Genomic DNA, 18217 nt, shown 5'->3' with positions numbered 1-18217 from the left:
CTTACCCTTTTTTACTACTGATCATCTGGAGTTTTTACATGGCACAAGTATTGATCGTGGACGATTCGAGCACTGTCCGCACCGAAGTCAGCGAGTTTCTCAAAGCCAGCGGCATGACCGTCACCGTCGCCGTGGATGGTAAAGATGGCCTGGACAAGCTGCGCGCCGACAGCGGCATCAAACTGGTAGTCAGCGACGTCAACATGCCCAATATGGATGGCCTGACCATGGCCGAGAAAATCCGTGGTGAACTGAACAACAGCGCGGTGAACATCATCATGCTGACCACGGAAAACAGCCCGGTCATGAAAGAGCGCGGCAAGGCTGCCGGTATCAAGGGCTGGATCGTCAAGCCATTCAATGGCGCCTCTGTCGTCGCCACCTTCAAGAAGCTGGCAAGCTAAGCGCAGGGCCTGGGATACACATGGAAATCTGGTTTTACGCGGTCTTCTGGATAGTGGGCGCCATCATGGGCGCGGGCGTCATGGGTTGGCGCGCCCGCCAGCGCCAGCAAGACTTTGATCTGCTACAACGCGCACAGGATCGCCGGATTGCCGAACTGGCAAGCCGCCCCAGCGCCGACGATGTCGCCCGGCAGCAGCGCCACTGGCAACAACAAGTAGACGAGCTGCAACGGGCACTTGATGAGACTGCTGCCGAGCACAGCGCCAACCAGCGTGACTGGATGGATCGTGAAACCGCATCTCACCAGCGTGCCATTGACCAGCTGCACCAGCAGCAGACTGAGCGTGCTGCACAACTGAATGCGACGCTGGCCGAAGAACACGCACTACTGCGCCAGGACATTGAATCTTTGCTGGGCATTGTGCAGGTGGTGGAACGCTGGCACGACGAGTTACAGGTGATCCTGGTCAACAACCGCGAACTCAAAAGCCAGAACGAAGAATTCGCCCGCATCGTCAAAAACGTAGTCATGCTGGCCCTGAACGCGGCCATTGAAGCGGCCCGTGCGGGCGAGCACGGCCGCGGCTTTGCGGTCGTGGCCGATGGCGTGCGCAATCTGGCGCTGACCAGTGCTGATGTCGCTCGCCAATACCAGCAAAACCTGCACAAGAACGACCTGATCACGACCACCACCTTTCAGGACATGCAGGCCAGCGGCAATATGATTCGCAACGCCGTATTCGGGCTGCGCGCCGCCGCAGCGAAGATCGACGCGGCTATGGCAACGGCGGGTTAAGCACCATGTTCACTCCCGGTGCCATCGCGGCGATCAGCCAGCTCTTTGAAAACGCCCTTGTCGAGCACAGCCGCAGCCGGCCAGAGGACGATGTCCGCATTGAACGCGCCAATATCACGACTGCAGGTGCGGGCCACCTTGTTGTACTGAATATCTCGTCTTATCTGTTTCGAATTGTGGCAGTGTTTGATTTCGGTACTGATGACGCCAGTTGCGCGCATATGGCTCGTCTTGGCCGAAGTTCGTCTCTTCAACTGGATGGGCAAGCGTTGCACGATGCCTGCTCAGAACTGGTCAACATGATCTGTGGCGCGGTCAATCGCAACCTCTGTACCGGCTTTCGCCACGTGGGGATGTCGACGCCCTTTGTGCTGGAACGCAATTGCCGCGATTACCTCTCCGGTATCAAACCGGCAGAGGTCGTGTCTTTGGCGGTATCCGTCAACAATGACATGCAGTTCGGCCTCACGCTGTGCTTTTGCCCGGATCACTCCGCACAGGTGGATTTTGTCGCCCCGGTCACGGTGGAAGAAGATACCAGTGCGGGCGAACTGGAGTTGTTCTGAGTTGCACTCACGCCTTCACACGGCAAATTTACAATCGGCCACATCCTAATTTGTGTAATCCGACCGTGTGCGCAAGCAAAGCCAGGCGGCATGATTTGCGCACACTCTTTTGCCCTTGGGAAATCCGATCATGAACCCGTTACCCGAACAAGCTGACCTTCCTTTGTCCGGCGTCCCGGAGGCCAGCGACGACTACACCGCTTTTGAGGTTCGCAATCCGGACGCATTTGCCTGGCTGGTTTGCGCTACGCCTGACAATGACACCCCGCCAAAGCAGCCGTGAGTTGCAACCGCACTCAAAAGACCATACATATGACCCAGATCACCCCATTTTGCAGGCAAATCTTATAGTTGCACTTCGTTGATCCTTGCATCATCCGGCGTTTTCAACGTAACGCAGCAGGGATGAACAATGAAGAAAACCGCTTTCGCGCTGGCCGTTGCAGCCACGCTGGCCAGTGCACAAGGTTTTTGTGCCGATGATTTCACCGGTTTCTATGCAGGTGGCAAAGCCGGCGTGAATTTGTCCCGTCTGACTGGCAATACACTGGATACGACTCAGGAAGCCACAGCGACGGGTGGTCTGGAAGCCGGTTACAACGCCGAAATCGCCCGGGACATCATTCTGGGCGTGGATGCCTTCTACGACTACAACGGCAAAACCGACCACGATTTCAAACAATACCCGGATTACTACGCTCATTTCGGTAGCCAGGTTTACGGTGCCGACCTGAAACTGGGCATGCAGTTTGACAAACTGATGCCGTACGCCAAGGTGGGTTACGCCTGGACCGATCCCAGCGGTGATGTCGAGGGCCGGGTTGGCGGTCTGCATGCAGGCCTGGGTGTTGAATACAAGCTGACACCGAATCTGGGTTTGACCGGCGAGTGGACCATGGCCCGGGCCAAAGATGATTACGGCAGCAAACTGACCAATAACAATTTCACACTGGGCCTGAATTACTACTTCGGTGTCCGCGAGACAGCAATGGCCGCGCCAGTCGCCGTTGCAGCAGTGGCGCCAGCGGTGGTTCACACCGAGCCCGCAGTCAAGGTTGCTGAAACCAAAGCGGTTGCGCCGGTCTGTCACGATGTCTCCACCACCACGCCAGTGCGTATTGACGGCGCCAGCTTCACGACGGCCTCGGCCAAAATCAAGCCGGGCGCTTACGGCAAGCTCAATACGATTGTGGATGCCGCCAAAGCCAGGCCGGATGTCCGTTTTGAAGTTGCAGGCTTTACCGATAACCGTGGCAGCCTGAAGCTGAACCAGAAGCTTTCGCAAGCACGTGCTGTGGCCGTCAAACAATATCTGGTCAGCCACGGCGTGGATGCCAGCCGTATTACCGCTGCGGGCTACGGCCCTGAGCAACCGGTTGCCGACAATGCGACTGAAGCAGGCCGTGCACAAAACCGTCGTGTGGAAATTCGTTTCAACAAAAACGAAACCTCACAGCGCTGTAACTGAGCGCGCTTGCAAAGCGTTCCAGAAACCGGGCCTTCGTGCCCGGTTTTTTTATATGTATCAGTGCTGCCCGCTTTGCACCACCCCCTTTTTGATACAACGCCACGCCTTGCTGCTTTGCAATCTGACATCTAGTTTGTAAATGACGCGCGCGTGCTGTATTCGAGATGACGGCAGATTTTATGAAACAGTCAATTCGTCGCGCGCACCGCTCCTCTCTTCGCCTGCCAGGCCGGAATCGCCGCGCAATAGAACCGTCTACTAATACTCGAAAATGTACAGACAATAGTTGCCAGGTCAAATATCACCTATTTAACTAGGTTCACTGACGGATTAGCGGTTTCATATGGGCAGGTAATTTTTAGGAATATTCCTATGGGAACCTCCGCTCGAAACCTGCTGCTTATTTCCGGCACCCGACCCGAAATCATCAAGCTGGCCCCGCTCTACCACGCGCTCAAAGCACGCCCGGATACACGGGTGCAGTGGTTGCATACTGGTCAGCATGGCGATATGGCGGACCAGATCCTGGCCTGCTTTGATATCAAGCCGGATATCAGCCTCGCGCGGCGCGGCAGTACGCTGGCCGAGTTCTCCATCGGTTGTCGGGCCCAGCTTGAACAAGTCATGCAAGAGCCCTGGTCGCTGGCCGTGGTGCAGGGTGATACGGAAAGCGCCTTCCTGGGCGCATTGACCGCGTTTTATCACCACGTCCCGGTCGCTCACGTTGAAGCTGGCCTGCGCACCTATAACCCGGAGCGACCGTTCCCGGAGGAAATCCTGCGGCAAATGATCGGCCGCCTGGCACGGTTTCATTTCCCGCCAACCGAGCGCGCCCGTGAGGCATTACTCAAAGAGAATATTGCCGACAAACTCATCACGCTGACCGGCAACACCGTGGTCGATGCGCAGAACTGGGTCATCGCCAACCGGGGAATAGGCCGCAAGATTGAGGGCCGCGGGCATTTACTGGTCACCACGCACCGCCGTGAAAACTGGGGCCACGACATCAACGAGGTCTGCTATGCCATCGCGACCATTGCCCAACGCCACCCCGAGCTCCAGATCTTGTTTCCGGTTCACTTGAACCCGGTCGTGCAACAGCCCGTGCACGCTATCCTGGATCATGTCCCCAACGTCACGCTGGTCAACCCGCTCGATTACCTTGAGATGCAACAAGCGCTGGCCGACGCCTGGTTAGTGCTGACTGACTCAGGCGGTTTGCAAGAAGAAGCGCCCACCTTTGGCGTGCCACTTCTGGTGTTGCGCGAAGAAACCGAGCGCCCGGAAGCCCTGGAAGCCGGATGTGCACGGCTGGTGGGCACCCAACGCGACAAGGTGGTCGATACCGTCGAGGAGCTCTGGCAGAACCACGCCACCTGGCAAGCCATGGCCCGCGCAGGCAATCCGTTTGGTGATGGCAAGGCCTGCGAACGCATCATGAAGACTCTGGAACGCGACCTGATCTGAGCTTTGGGATAAACCATGTCATTGCTGGATATTTTTTCCACGTATCTGTATGGGCTCAAACTGATCGCCATTACCGTGGCCGTGATGATGCTGGTCAGCGGTATCGACGATTTGTTCATTGACGTTGTGTACTGGTGCCGCCGCTTCTGGCGCTGGGTCACCATTTACCAGGAACACCGGCGACTGGATTACACCGCGCTCTACGAGCCCGATGAAAAGCCGCTGGCAATCATGGTGCCGGCATGGCACGAGACAGGGGTGATCGGCCAGATGGCCGAACTGGCCGCGACCACGCTCGACTACGAGAACTACCACATCTTTGTCGGCACATATCCCAATGACCCGGATACCCAGCGCGATGTGGATGAGGTCTGCGCACGGTTCCCCAATGTGCATAAAGTGGTGTGCGCCCGCCCCGGCCCCACCAGCAAAGCTGACTGCCTGAATAACGTGCTTGATGCCATTTTGCAGTTTGAGCGGCGCGCCAGTTTCGAGTTTGCCGGGTTCATCTTGCACGATGCCGAAGATGTGATTTCCGACATGGAATTGCGCCTCTTCAACTACCTGGTCGGGCGCAAAGACCTGATCCAGATTCCGGTCTACCCGTTTGAGCGGCACTGGACCAATTTCACGAGTCTGTCTTATCTGGATGAATTTGCCGAACTGCATGGCAAGGACGTCCCGGTGCGTGAGGCAGTGGCTGGCCAGGTGCCCAGCGCCGGTGTTGGTACATGTTTCAGCCGCCGCGCGGTGATCGCCCTGCTGGCCGAAGGGGATGGTATTGCCTTTGATGTACAAAGCCTGACGGAAGACTATGACATCGGTTTTCGTCTCAAAGCCAAAGGGATGGAAGAAGTCTTCGTGCGCTTCCCGGTTTTGCGGGATGACAAAAAACCCGGCATCGCCCGCCGCTTGCTGGGTCAAACCGCGCGCGATTCCACGGTGATCTGCGTCCGCGAGTATTTTCCGGATACGCTCCAGACGGCGGTACGGCAAAAGTCGCGCTGGATCATCGGCATTGTCTACCAGGGGTTCAAGACCCATGGCTGGACACGCAACATGACGCTTAACTATTTTTTGTGGCGCGACCGCAAAGGCGCCATCAGCAACTTCGTGAGCTTTATCGCTTCGCTGATCCTGATCCAGCTTTCTGCATTATGGCTCTACCAGCATTGCTGGCCGGATGCCTATCGCTTCCTTTCTATCTTTGAGGGCGATCACTGGCTGGTGCTGCTGCTATGGATCAACTTTTTCCTGATGGCCAACCGCATGCTGCAGCGGATCATCTTTGTCACCGCCTATTACGGTATAGGCCAGGGTCTGATGGCGATCCCGCGGCTGTTCTGGGGCAACGTCATCAATTTTCTTGCCAACTGGCGTGCGCTCAGCCAGATCATTGCCCAAGGCGATCCGCGCCGGGTGGCCTGGGACAAAACCACGCATGATTTCCCTAGTGTGGGTGGCGAAAACCGAGCTCGCCGACCGCTGGGCAGCATCCTTATTGAACAAGGTGCAATCACCGAAACACAGCTGGCCACTGCGCTGGCTCACCACCGCGCCGAGGGTTTGAAACTGGGTAGTTGGCTGGTCCATAAAAGCTGGATCAGCGCGGAACAACTGGCCCACGCTGTGGCAACGCAAAGTCATGTGAAGGTCGAATCCGTCGACGCCTGGCAACTCAAACCCGCCTTGATCAAATTGATCCCGGCCAGTGTGGCTTTGCACTACGCCATTTTGCCGGTCCGGGAAGAAAACAAATTGCTGGTGGTCGCCAGTGAGTCAGACATTGACCCGGTCTCATTGGCCGCGCTGTCGCGCAAGCTGGCTCGCCCGGTGAACTACGTGATTGCGCTGCGGGGTGAAGTGACGGTCGGCCTGCGGCACTGGTACGTCCCCTACACCCAGGAAGATCCACGCGGTTTGCTGGATGCCACGTTGCGCGCCGGCTTGATGACGGCCGAACCCGCCAGCCAGCTTTGGCAGCGCTATGTGCACCAGCAAGTGCTGTTTGCGGAAATCCTGATGTCGTTGGGGCATATCGATGCAGCTGCACTAAAAGCCTTGCTGCTACGACATGAACGCACGTCCGAGAGTTTGGGCGAGTTTCTGGTCGGGCAGGGCGTGATCAGTGCCGAAATCCTGCAGCAGGCACTCCATTTGCAGCACGAATTGCAATCCACCATGCCAGCGCTGTTGCTTGAAGCCGGCGTGGAGGCATCCAGTCTCAAACAGATCCGTTCCACTGCCGCATGAAAACCAGACTCCGCGTGTTACCCGCCCTGCTCGCCCTTGCCCTCGCCACCCCGGTGCTGGCCGCTACTGATGCGGCACAACAGGTGGATCTGGGCAGCGAGGTCAGCAGTTATCGCCGTTTTATCATTTACCCGCACTTGCAAAAGGCATTCAGTCTGCAGCAACGCGGCGACGCCAACGGCGCCATCACCGAGTTTGCCGCAGCCCTCAAACTGGCACCGAACAACGCTACGCTCGCGCTTTATCTGGCCGAAGCCTATCAGCGTAACGGCCAGCCGGATCAAGCCATGCTCGTCCTGGACAAAGCTCAAAAAGCCAATCCGCGCGATGTGCGGATTGTGTCCGCACTGGCCGTTGTGCAAGGTACGCAAACCATGGCCGCGCCACCTGAAGACGCCGCATCGGCTCAGGCCACTGCCGACACCACCCCGCGCCAGTCCGAACCACAGCCTGCGGTGGTCAGCAACGCTGAATCCACCTCGCCCAACATGGTCCCGCCACCTGCAGGGGGCGATTGCCAGAGCGCCCCGACGCCGATCTGCAAGGCCATTGCCGGCCATGCAGCCCTGCGACTGGGCAAGCTTGCTGACGCGCAAAAAGAACTGGATGACGCCGATTTTGCAGCCACGCCCGAAGGCATTGCACTGCGACATGCGCTAGTACAACGGGCCATCTACCTGCGTGATACCGATCGCGCGCTCAATCAACTGGCCATCCTCAATACCAACAGCCAGTTGACCGTAAACGAGCGTAGCCAGTGGATCAACCTGCTGCTGGCCCAAGGTCGGTTAGGCGAGGCCGAAAAGCTGCTGAGTCAGGCCGGTACGACAAGCCCGCGCGATCAACTTGCCTATGCGCAGGCGCTGGCACAACGCGGTGATACCGCTACACTGGCGCGCTATCAACGCGATAAGCGCCCGAAGTTCCAGAGCCCCGAAGTGGAACGACAATGGATGAACCTGCTCCAGCAGGCATCTGCCGACAACAACCGGCTTTTTGCAGACTACACGCCGGTATTTTCCGTCAATCGGCAAGATCAAGCCAAAATCCTGGTGCCGCTCTTGCTGGCGCAGGGAGATGACAACGGCGCGCAACGTCTGCTGGAACAACTCCCGGCAACGGAGATGTTGCAAGAACGTTTTACGCTGAGCCTGAAAGCCAATCAGCTCGACACGGCCGGCAAACAAGCCACGGCGTTGATCGACCGCAGCGGCGGCGATTCCGCTTTGCTTGATTCGCTCAGTTACCAGTTGATTGCAGCAGGTGGCCAGCAGCAAGCACTGCATCTCTTGCTGCAGTTCTACCCGTTTGAAGAGGCCAAACCCACCCGCCGCCGCATTTTGCTGCAACGGCTGGCCGGCCTGGTCAACGATAACCCCGGCCTGCTGACCGACGCAGAGCGCGCCGTGCTGGCCAACCCGTTGTCCACACTGGGTCAGCGTGGCCACCAGGCGGCAGTGTTCGCCGGGCTGCAGGATTGCAGCAAGGTGCATGACTTGCTGGGCGATCTCTCACCGGGCTACAGCCACGACGACTGGATGCGTCTGGGCAATTGCTACATGCCTGATCAGCCCGGCCTGGCACAGTACAGCTATGAGCAAGCGTTGAAGCGGGAAGACGACGGCTACGCGCGCCGCGCACTGGCGTATGCCGCGTTCGCCAGCCAGGACTACCCGACTGCATTGCAGGCATGGCAAGCCATCAATATGGATGACCTGATGCCAGCTGAAATGATCTCCGCGGCGACCACCGCGCTGGCCGCAGGCGACAAACCAGCCGCCAGAACCTGGCTGGACAGCTACGAAGAGCGCGGTGCGGTCCGTGATGACGAATACTGGTGGTTGCGCGCACAGGATGCCACCACCCCGGCAGAGGAACGTGCCGCGCTGGAACGCGCGATCGCCTCCCGCGAAGACGCACGTTATTACGTCCGGCTCGCCACCCTGCAAAGTGCCGACAAGCAATACACCGAAGCAGTCGCCTCACTGAAAAAAGCCGAAGTCCTGACGCCGGATGACTCTGATCTGCAAGCCTCCCTGGGTTATGCCTACTGGTTTGCCGGCGACGCCCCTCATTCTCGCGCGGCACTGGAAAATGCCCGCGAGACCTATCCGGACGATATCGGCATTACCCAGCAGCTGGTCTATAGCAGTCAGCGCATGGCAGACAACCCGGCCGCCCGCGCCTATGCGCGTGATGTGATTGATTGGTATGAAACCGTTCCGTACGGCGAGCGCAGTGATCACGAACGGGACGAAGAATTTGGTTTCAAGCGCCTGCACGAAGACCTGGGCCGGCGCTGGAGCTTTTCTGCCGGCGCGTTTGCCGGCACCAACGCGGGCTCTATTGCCAATGCGCCCGAACCAGGCAATGCCTACCGCAGCTACTCTCAGGTCGAGGCCGATTACCGCCTGGGCGACCCGGCCATTCGCGATGGCAAAACACTGGAAGCTTACGCCCGCGTCTTTGCAGGCAGTGGCAATGACAACGACAGCTATCAGGCGCTGCCCATCTACTCCCCCATGCTGGGCACTGGCCTGCGCTGGAAACCCTTCCGCGACTGGACGTTTTTTCTGGCTGCCGAATACCAGACGCCGATTGATCGCAGCCGCGATACCGTTTCTGACTTCATGTTCCGCGCCAGCGCGTCACTCTTGAATGACGGCAAGTTCAGCGATGACTGGCATGAATCCGGAACCGGCTGGGTGGCGCAGAACCTGTATCTGGATGCCGCGTATTACCTGCATCAGGAACGTACCGCGGCCACCGCTGACTACCGCGTGAGTTACCACCAGAAACTCGAGCGCGGTCAGACCATCGAACCGTATACGCACTTCCAGTACAACCTGATCGATCAGCACGCCTACAGCCGCGACGTCCGCGCAGGCCTGGGCGTGCGCTGGAACTACTGGTACGGCGAAAAACGCTACGACGCCTACCCCAGCAAGATCAGCGTGGGGCTGGAATTCCAGCATGCGTTCAACACCTATCTGAACGAAGACAACACCGTGTTTCTGACCTTTGGAGGACTGTGGTAATGCGCGCCGCCCGACTCGCCCTGCTGGCTTTGCTCTGCCTGTCCGCCACGGCCAACGCCATGACCGCTTTGTTCTACCAGCCGCAAACACGCGACCAAGGCGTTCCGGACGCCTCCTGGCCTGGCATCTTCAGCAGTGTGCGCGGTGCGGGATTTGATACGCTGGTGATCCAGTGGACCCAAAATGGCGACGCTTTCGCCGCACCGCAAGACAAAGACTGGCTGGCCGCACGCATGGTCAACGCCCGTGCGGCAGGGTTGCACCTGGTAATTGGTCTCAACGGCGATCCAGACTTTTTCATCCGCCAGCAACAGCCGGTGCGCATTCTGGACACCTATTTTCGCAGCCACGCCTACGCCGATGCCGCGCTGGCGCAGTACTGGGTGAAGCGCCTGGGGACGGATGCGATCAGTGGCTGGTATTTACCCCTGGAAATTGACGATGTGCGTTGGCGTGACAACGAAGCGCGCACCAGCCTGAATGGCTGGCTGATCCGCGCCAGCAAACTGATCCGGCAGCAGGCCGACAAACCGGTGTACGCCAGCAGTTTCTTTGCCGGGCATATGGCGCCACAGCAATACGCCGAGATGGTCGGTCAGGTGACATTGCAAAGCGGTGTGAAACTGTGGATTCAGGATGGGGCGGGCACCGGCAAACTCAACGTCGCAGAGCGCGGCGCGTATCTGAACGCGCTGGCTGACTGCGCCAGGCCGTCGGCGCAGGGCGTGGTGTATGAGATTTTCCGCCAGACCGGCACCGATGAAGCCTTCCAGGCCGAACGCCGGCCCGCCGAAGAAGTACGCACGATGTTGCAACAACGCGCGGCGTGTCAGGGCGATAGCCTGTTTTTCTCTTTACGCTATCTGCCCTTTATTGATCCTGCCTTGCCGCATTAGGCCGGGTTCGGAGCACGATCAGGAGTCGGTCTGGGCCAGCCACTCGCGCAGGCGTGCCTGCACACTAGTGAGCTCATCGCCCGCCACAATGGCGATCTCCTGGGCCTGGGCGCGACTGGCTTCGCGCAGCGTGGGCAAGGACAAACTGGCCAGCATGGCTTCTGCCCGCATACCGCCCAGGCCAGACACGCTGTCGAGCTTGAACAGCGTGGTCAGCCCCACGCCCTTGTCGGCCATACCGGCATTGATGGTTTTGGCTTCAATCACATAGAGGTGGTTGTTGCACAAAATGACCACATCGAATTCATTGGACACCCCGTTGGGCAAGCTCACCCGCACACTGGCTGCGGCGTCCTGAATGGGTAAATCACCCACCAGCGTTTCGACCTGCCGCAACAACCACAACTCAAACCAGCCGCCTCCCAGAAACTGGCGCGCGTCAAACTGATCCAGCTTCAGACGTAAATCCGGCAGGATCTGGCACAGACCGGTAGCGCGCAATGCAGAGATCAGCGCTGGTTCATTGGGAATCGGCAGGCGGGTTTCGTGTTCACTGGTCAAAAGTGAACACACACCATTGAGCTTGTTGATCAACTCCGGGTGATCCACCGACAAATGCGCCAGCACATCGGCCGCGGCATCCATCTGTGCCTTGGGCCGATGCAAACGACGGCTACACGAAACAATACCGATGCCATACACCGCAAAGTAGCTTTCCAGTGTCAGCCGGTCTTCCACGTTGCCATCATCGCTGGGCAAATCATGCGGTGGATATGCCAGCCAGTGAATCTGGTCGCTGGACGGGTTCACCACAAACGCCGGCACCTGATGCCCCAGCGCTACTTCATGCGCAATAGCGCTGTGGATCGGATTGGCACCAGACAAGTTGAACACGTACGGCAACTCGCCACCGGCGATGATTTCCTTGAGGCGTACGCGGATCGGCTCCGGGTGCCAGCCATGCGGGATCGGCATCACTGACGTATGCAGATTGGCCTCCCGGCAAACACTGGCCATGTAGTTGGCACGCTCGATATGCGTGGCATCTGCCAGCAGCGTGACATTGCGGATCTTGAAACGCTGATCCAGCGCGGGGGTGATCAGATCAGGTTCAGGTGCGTCAGCAAATGCGATCAGATGGCGGTGCATCGGGCTGGGTATCCTTGGCAGGCTGCGGGGCTGCCAAAGCATATATCGCAAAATGCCCAATGTCGCTTACACGGTTGCTTGATGCGACAAACGATGTACAATCCGCTCCGTTGTCATTGGGGAGTAGCTATCTTCCTGCAGGCTGATGCCTGTCAGAGAAGAGGTCACGTCAACAAACTTGAAGCCCTGCTTCATGGCGTGATCAGTACCGGGTTCTCCACCCGGTTGCCCGGCGAGACCTTTGGCCACGATGCGCTTTGCCACGCCGGGCAAGCCGTATCGTTGCGCCATTGGTATATCTTGCTTGCCCGGCCGTGCGTGCTCTCATGCTCCTCACAATCATCTTGTTTTTTGCATCCGCGCTCGCCATTTACCTGGCCTGTGAATACTTCGTGAACGGCATTGAATGGTGCGGCCGCCACATGAAACTGGGCGCCACCGCCGTCGGTACCGTACTGGCCGCGTTTGGCACTGCCTTGCCTGAAAGCGCCGTCACCTTTACCGCCGTGGTTTTCGGTCAGACCGACAAAGCCAAAGATATTGGTGTCGGGGCGGCCATGGGTGGTCCGCTGGTGCTGGCGACCGTCGCCTACGCCGTGGTTGGCGGCGCTCTGTGGCTGAATCGCCGGCGCCTGGGCAGGCCTGATCGCACCGTGCAGGTTGATAGCCAACGGCTGGCCGGTGACCAGTTGTCGTTCTTGTCCATCTTCGTTTTCAAAGTGGCCCTTGGTCTTGTTGCCTTTGCCATCAAACCGTGGCTTGGCGTGTTGTTCCTGGCCGCCTATGCGCTTTATGTCTGGCGTGAAATCAACGCGGCCGACACCGCACCGGAAGAAGAAGAACTGGAACCGCTGAAGTTCCGCCCGAACGACGCCACCATGGGCTGGGCCGCGTTTCAGTCGCTGGTTGCGCTGGGTGTCATCGCCGTAGCTTCACACACCTTTGTGGCACAGCTGGAGACCATCGGCATTGCGTTCGGCATCGCCCCGCATATTGTTGCGTTGTTACTCAGCCCGGTAGCGACCGAGCTGCCGGAAATCATGAACACACTGATCTGGGTGCGCCAGGGTAAAGAGCGGCTGGCACTGGCCAATATCTCTGGCGCCATGATGATCCAGGCGACCATTCCCAGCGCGCTGGGTATCTTCTTCACACCGTGGATGTTTGATGCACCGCTGCTGGTGTCTGGCTTGATCACCGCTGCAGCGATTGTGTTTTTGTGGAACATCTTCCGCCGCGGGCAGGTGGATTGCAGCCGGCTCGTGATGGTGGGGGGGTTGTATCTGGCGTTTGCGGTTTATGTGGGGGTGCATTTTTATGGGTAAGCGGTATTGAAATGCGGGTGCTAGCGCCTGGCTGTGCGGGTTTTTTTAAGGGCATTTGATACCCGCGGTGGCGGGTATCAAAACCACCGCGCCGCCAGGCGCTGACACCTATTGCCACAGTGGTATCCCCCTTCCCCCTTTGCACTGCACCATCGAAACTTCTTGTATCCGGCAAGCATGCCTTCTAGAAATGTAATCGATTACATTCAACAGAAAAATCCATGCCGCAGCGTGCATCAGATACGCCTCAGACCGTTTCGATCTCTGCCGTAGCGGCGCATGCGGGTGTATCTGTCGCGACCGTATCGCGGGTGCTCAACGGCCAGTCCGTGGTCAAACCGGCCACGCGCGACAAGGTCATGGCGTCAGTGAATGCACTGGGTTATCGCATCAATGAACTGGCGCGCAATCTGCGTACCGCAGAAAGCCGCTTGCTACTCACCCTGGTGCCTGATGTCGGCAACCCGTTTTATGCGGAGATCGTACGCGGCATTGATGCGGTGGCGCGGGAGCACAACTATTTTGTGCTGTTGTGCGATACCGGCGCCGATAGCGGTCGGGAGCAAAGTTACTTCGAGTTGCTGCAGCGGCGGCGGGCGGACGGCGCAATCTGCCTTGATCCGGATACCGTGCAGCACGCATTGATAGAAGCCTCGCCAGGATTGCCCTGGGTGGCGTGCTGCGAATTTGATCCAGGCGTGGCGGTGCCCTACGTCGGCATTGATAACCGCCGCGCCGCGTATGACGCGGTCACGCATTTGCTGATGCAGGGTCATCGTCATGTCGCGTTGATCAACTCAGATGAAACCTGGCTGTATGCACGGCAGCGCAAGCAAGGCTGGATCGATGCACTCACTGGCCGGGGAATTACGCCGGAACCGGACTGGTGCGTAAACGTAGCCGGACTGGATTACGACACGGGCAACCGCGCGGCGCAGGCCCTCATGCAACGTGCCAAGCCGCCTACCGCCATTTTTGCGGTGTCAGACACGCTGGCCATTGGCGTACTGGCCGGTTTACGGACAGCCGGAAAAAGGGTGCCGCACGATGTGGCGGTGGTGGGGTTCGACAACATCGCGCTAGCGGCGCAGGTAGAACCGGCGCTGACCACCATCGCGCAACCCATGCGTGAACTGGGCATGACCGCAGCGCGCTTGTTGTTGCAACGGCTGGCGCAGCCGGAACAGAACGTGCCGGGTTTATTGCTGGCTCATCAGCTCGTAGTACGACAAAGCAGTCAGACGACGTAACAGACAGTCCGGATCAACCAGAACAGGCTCGATCATGAGTGTTTCAGTACGGTTTGATGAAATTTACAAGGATTTCGGCCCGGTGCGCGTGCTGCACGGGGTGAGCTTTGAGCTGCCGCCCGGTCGCATTTACGGTGTACTGGGCGAGAACGGCGCAGGCAAATCCACGCTGATGAAAATCCTCTCTGGCTATGAGCATGCCAGTGCCGGAGAAATCCATCTGGATGACCGTCTGGTCAGCTTCAAATCATCGCGCCAGGCGGAAAGCGAAGGCGTGGTGCTGATTCACCAGGAGTTCAACCTGGCAGAGCATCTGACCGTGGCACAGAACATTTTTCTGGGTCATGAAAAACGCAAAGGCTGGCTGCTGGATGACCGCACCATGCGTGAGGAATCCGCGCATTACCTCAAGCAAGTGGGGCTGGTGGTGAACCCGGATACGCCAGTACGCAATCTGATCGTGGCTGAAAAACAGCTGGTTGAAATTGCTCGCGCGCTCTCGCGCCACGCCCGCGTGCTGATCATGGATGAACCCACGGCCACACTCACGCCGACTGAAACCCAACGGTTGTTCGGGTTGATGCGGCAACTGAAAGCCGATGGCGTCACGCTGGTTTATATCTCGCACAAGCTCGACGAGATTGAAGCCATCACCGATGAAATCGTCGTGATGCGTGATGGCCGCTTTATCACGCGGGCGCCAACAGAGAGCCTGAGCCGTCAGCAAATGGCCAATCTGATGGTCGGGCGCGAATTGTCTGACATGTTCCCCGACAAAACGCCGCCAGCGCCGGATGCGCCTGTCGCGCTGGCTGTAAGTGATCTGAGCGTACCTGGCTGGTCCGAAGACATTTCGTTTGAGGTTCGCTCAGGAGAGATCCTTGGCTTTGCGGGGCTGGTCGGCGCGGGCCGTACCGAGACCTTCGAAGGTTTGCTGGGTCTGCGCAAACGCAGCAGTGGTGCGGTCAGCATGAATGGCCAACCCGTCAGCCTCAACACCCCTCAACAAGCAGTGAAACTGGGCGTGACCTACCTGAGCGAAGACCGCAAAGGCAAAGGCCTGCACGTGAGCATGGGCCTGGCGCAGAACCTGACCATGCTGATGCTGGATCACTACGCCCACCCGCTGCTGGACCTGAACGCCGAGCGCGCCGCCATGGCGCACGCCAAAGACGAGTTCGGCATCCGTACCGGCAACCTCGATGCACGGGCGCGGGCGCTGTCGGGCGGCAATCAGCAAAAACTGGCTTTGGCCAAATTTCTGCATCCGGACCCGCGGGTGATCATCCTGGATGAACCCACCCGCGGCGTCGATGTGGGCGCCAAGCGGGACATCTACTTCCAGATCCACGCTTTGGCGCAAGCCGGGCGCGCCGTGATTGTGATTTCCAGTGAACTGATCGAGCTGATCGGCCTGTGTCATCGCGTGGCGGTGATGCGTGGCGGCAAGCTGCAAACCACGCTGGGCATGCACCAGCTGACCGAAGAGGAACTGATCGCCCATGCAACCGGCACTCACTGACACTCCGCGCCGTTCCGCCCGCTGGCTGGCCCGCTTGCAGGCAGTCGGGCCGCTGATCGGGCTGATCATCCTGTGTGTGGCGGGTACGGCGCTTAACCGCGATTTCGCTACCATCGACAACATGATGAACGTGCTCACCCGCACGGCCTTCATCGGCATCATCGCGGTCGGCATGACGTTTGTGATCATCTCTGGCGGGATCGATCTCTCGGTGGGTTCGATGGCCGCACTGATTGCCGGCAGCATGATCGTGCTGATGAACAAGCTGGCGGGCAGTGGCATGGCGCCATTGCTGATTGTGCTGCTGGGCATCGTGCTGGCCCTGATTCTGGGCGCGCTGTTCGGCCTGATGCATGGCTTGCTGATCACCAAGGGACGGATCGAGCCCTTTATTGTCACGCTGGGCACCCTGGGCGTCTTTCGCGCTGTGCTCACCTGGCTGGCGGATGGCGGCGCGCTGACGCTGGATGATTCGCTCAACAATCTGTACGGGCCGGTGTACTACGCCAGTCTGCTGGGCGTGCCGGTGCCCATCTGGGTGTTTTTGATCATGGCTGCCGGCGGGGCGTTGATCCTCAACCGCACGGCCTTTGGCCGACATGTGCAGGCGATTGGCTCCAACGAACAAGTGGCGCGCTATGCCGCCATCCGGGTCGATGTGGTCAAGATCGTGACCTACATCTTTCTGGGCTTGTGCGTAGGCGTGGCCACCGTGTTGTACGTGCCGCGCCTGGGTTCTGCCACACCCACCACCGGTTTGTTGTGGGAGCTGGAAGCCATTGCCGCCGTGGTGGTTGGCGGCACCGCGCTCAAAGGGGGTGAAGGCCGTGTGATCGGCACCGTGATCGGGGCGATTCTGCTTTCTGTCATCAACAACATTCTTAACCTCACCAGCATCATCAGCGTGTACCTGAACGCGGCTGTTCAGGGCGCGGTGATTATCGTCGTGGCCTTCCTGCAAAGAGGACGCCGCAACGATTGATTGAGCCAGATAAGGCTCGCAAGCCAGCACCATCGGCGACTCTGCAAGACCACAAGGCGCATCGCGCGCCAGCCAAGAGGAGTAACTGCACCATGAAACGCTTTACCCTGGGATTGAGCGCCGGTGTCCTGGCGCTGGCCGCCCTGATGACGTCCCCGGCCCGTGCGGCCGATCCGGTCACATTGGGTGTTTCCATTCCAACGGCCGACCACGGCTTCACCGGCGGCATTGTGTGGTGGGCCAACGAGGCAAAAAAAGACCTTGAGAAAGCCCATCCGGGCTTGAAGATCATCGTCAAAACCGCCGCCAATGCGCCGGAACAGGCCAACCAGCTGCAAGACCTGGTGACCGTGAACAAGATCAACGCACTGGTGATCTTTCCGTATGAATCGGCCTCGCTCACGCAGCCGGTCGCGCAGGTGAAGAAAAAGGGCGTGTATGTGACGGTGGTGGATCGCGGCCTGACCGATACCAGCGCGCAAGATGCCTATGTGGCCGGGGATAACACGGCGTTTGGCAAACTACCCGCTGAGTACATCGCCAAAAAGCTCAACGGCAAAGGCAATGTCGTCGCCTTGCGCGGCATTCCGACCACGCTGGATAACGAGCGTTTTGATGCATTCTCTGGTGTACTGAAGGCCTATCCGGACATCAAGATTCTGGATGCCAAATATGCCAACTGGAATCGTGACGATGCCTTCAAGGTCACACAGGATTACCTGACACGCTTCAAGAATATCGATGCCATCTGGGCGGCGGACGACGATATGGCGGTCGGCGTACTGAAAGCCATTGATCAGGCCAAACGCACGGACATCAAGATCGTGTTTGGCGGTGCGGGCTCCAAGGGCATGGTCAAGACGATTCTGGATGACAGCAACAAACTGATCCAGGCCGATGTCTCGTACTCGCCCAAATTCATCTATGACGCCGTCAAACTCACTGCCGAAGCACGGCTGAAAGGCGAGGCGCTGCCTGCTACCACCATCATTCCGTCAGTCCTGATCACCAAAGAAAACGCCAAGCAATTTTACTTCCCCAACTCGCCATTCTGAGCGGGGCGATGCATGACGCGCGGGGCGGTCCTTACAGCCCCGCGC

14 protein-coding genes, 1 pseudogene and 1 riboswitch are annotated in these 18217 nt (G+C 58.8%); of the genes and pseudogenes, 14 read left to right on the top strand and 1 reads right to left on the bottom strand.

What is annotated here, in order from left to right; genetic code table 11:
- Positions 1–38 precede the first annotated feature (38 nt).
- From IEX44_RS08800 to IEX44_RS08760, 9 genes and pseudogenes are all read left to right on the top strand, one after another.
- On the top strand, positions 39–404 hold the full coding sequence (locus tag IEX44_RS08800; RefSeq protein WP_188691937.1) for a response regulator: 366 nt from the start codon (positions 39–41) through the stop codon (positions 402–404).
- Positions 405–934: 530 nt separating this feature from the next.
- Positions 935–1201, top strand: a pseudogene (locus tag IEX44_RS21310) (methyl-accepting chemotaxis protein); the annotation flags it as partial.
- Positions 1202–1206: 5 nt separating this feature from the next.
- Entirely contained in the window at positions 1207–1767 is a 561-nt protein-coding gene (locus IEX44_RS08790) for a hypothetical protein (protein WP_188691935.1), read from the top strand.
- Positions 1768–1897: 130 nt separating this feature from the next.
- Positions 1898–2050 (top strand): hypothetical protein, encoded by a 153-nt coding sequence (locus IEX44_RS08785; RefSeq protein ID WP_188691932.1) that lies wholly within the window; start codon positions 1898–1900, stop codon positions 2048–2050.
- A 129-nt stretch (positions 2051–2179) separates the two neighbouring features.
- Positions 2180–3235 carry an OmpA family protein gene (locus tag IEX44_RS08780; protein WP_188691930.1) on the top strand — a complete coding sequence of 352 codons (1056 nt, stop codon included), beginning with the start codon at positions 2180–2182 and terminating at the stop codon, positions 3233–3235.
- Between the two features lie 372 nt (positions 3236–3607).
- Positions 3608–4702, top strand: a complete 1095-nt coding sequence (wecB, locus tag IEX44_RS08775) for a non-hydrolyzing UDP-N-acetylglucosamine 2-epimerase (protein ID WP_188691928.1) — start codon at positions 3608–3610, stop codon at positions 4700–4702.
- A 15-nt stretch (positions 4703–4717) separates the two neighbouring features.
- Positions 4718–6955 (top strand): cyclic di-3',5'-guanylate-activated glycosyltransferase NfrB, encoded by a 2238-nt coding sequence (gene nfrB / locus IEX44_RS08770; protein ID WP_188691925.1) that lies wholly within the window; start codon positions 4718–4720, stop codon positions 6953–6955.
- Positions 6952–9993 (top strand): NfrA family protein, encoded by a 3042-nt coding sequence (locus IEX44_RS08765; protein WP_188691923.1) that lies wholly within the window; start codon positions 6952–6954, stop codon positions 9991–9993. Before nfrB ends, IEX44_RS08765 begins: the two co-directional genes overlap by 4 nt.
- Positions 9993–10889 (top strand): DUF4434 domain-containing protein, encoded by an 897-nt coding sequence (locus IEX44_RS08760; protein ID WP_188691919.1) that lies wholly within the window; start codon positions 9993–9995, stop codon positions 10887–10889. Before IEX44_RS08765 ends, IEX44_RS08760 begins: the two co-directional genes overlap by 1 nt.
- A gap of 18 nt (positions 10890–10907) precedes the next feature.
- On the opposite strand, the gene IEX44_RS08755 is transcribed toward IEX44_RS08760, so the two are convergent.
- The gene (locus IEX44_RS08755) at positions 10908–12038 is read right to left on the bottom strand and encodes a Card1-like endonuclease domain-containing protein (RefSeq protein WP_188691916.1); all 1131 of its coding nucleotides are present in this window, start codon (positions 12036–12038) and stop codon (positions 10908–10910) included.
- 106 nt (positions 12039–12144) lie between these two features.
- A riboswitch (yybP-ykoY riboswitch) is annotated at positions 12145–12362 on the top strand.
- Positions 12363–12364: 2 nt separating this feature from the next.
- Here IEX44_RS08755 and IEX44_RS08745 point away from each other — a divergent pair.
- The 5 genes from IEX44_RS08745 (at position 12365) to IEX44_RS08725 (ending at position 18172) form a co-directional block, all read left to right on the top strand.
- Complete coding sequence (locus tag IEX44_RS08745) at positions 12365–13363, top strand: sodium:calcium antiporter (RefSeq protein ID WP_188691912.1); 999 nt, start codon at positions 12365–12367, stop codon at positions 13361–13363.
- A gap of 221 nt (positions 13364–13584) precedes the next feature.
- Positions 13585–14613 carry a LacI family DNA-binding transcriptional regulator gene (locus IEX44_RS08740; protein ID WP_188691909.1) on the top strand — a complete coding sequence of 343 codons (1029 nt, stop codon included), beginning with the start codon at positions 13585–13587 and terminating at the stop codon, positions 14611–14613.
- Positions 14614–14647: 34 nt separating this feature from the next.
- A complete protein-coding gene (locus IEX44_RS08735; RefSeq protein ID WP_188691906.1) occupies positions 14648–16135 on the top strand; it encodes a sugar ABC transporter ATP-binding protein in 1488 nt (495 codons plus the stop codon).
- Complete coding sequence (locus tag IEX44_RS08730; RefSeq protein WP_188691903.1) at positions 16116–17117, top strand: ABC transporter permease; 1002 nt, start codon at positions 16116–16118, stop codon at positions 17115–17117. Before IEX44_RS08735 ends, IEX44_RS08730 begins: the two co-directional genes overlap by 20 nt.
- Before the next feature lie 92 nt (positions 17118–17209).
- Positions 17210–18172, top strand: a complete 963-nt coding sequence (locus IEX44_RS08725; protein ID WP_188691902.1) for a substrate-binding domain-containing protein — start codon at positions 17210–17212, stop codon at positions 18170–18172.
- Positions 18173–18217 lie beyond the last annotated feature (45 nt).

The sequence above is a fragment of the Silvimonas amylolytica genome, from assembly GCF_014645555.1.
Classification (GTDB): domain Bacteria; phylum Pseudomonadota; class Gammaproteobacteria; order Burkholderiales; family Chitinibacteraceae; genus Silvimonas; species Silvimonas amylolytica.
Note: the sequence above shows the minus strand (reverse complement) of the source record. Positions and strands in the feature narration are given on the sequence as shown.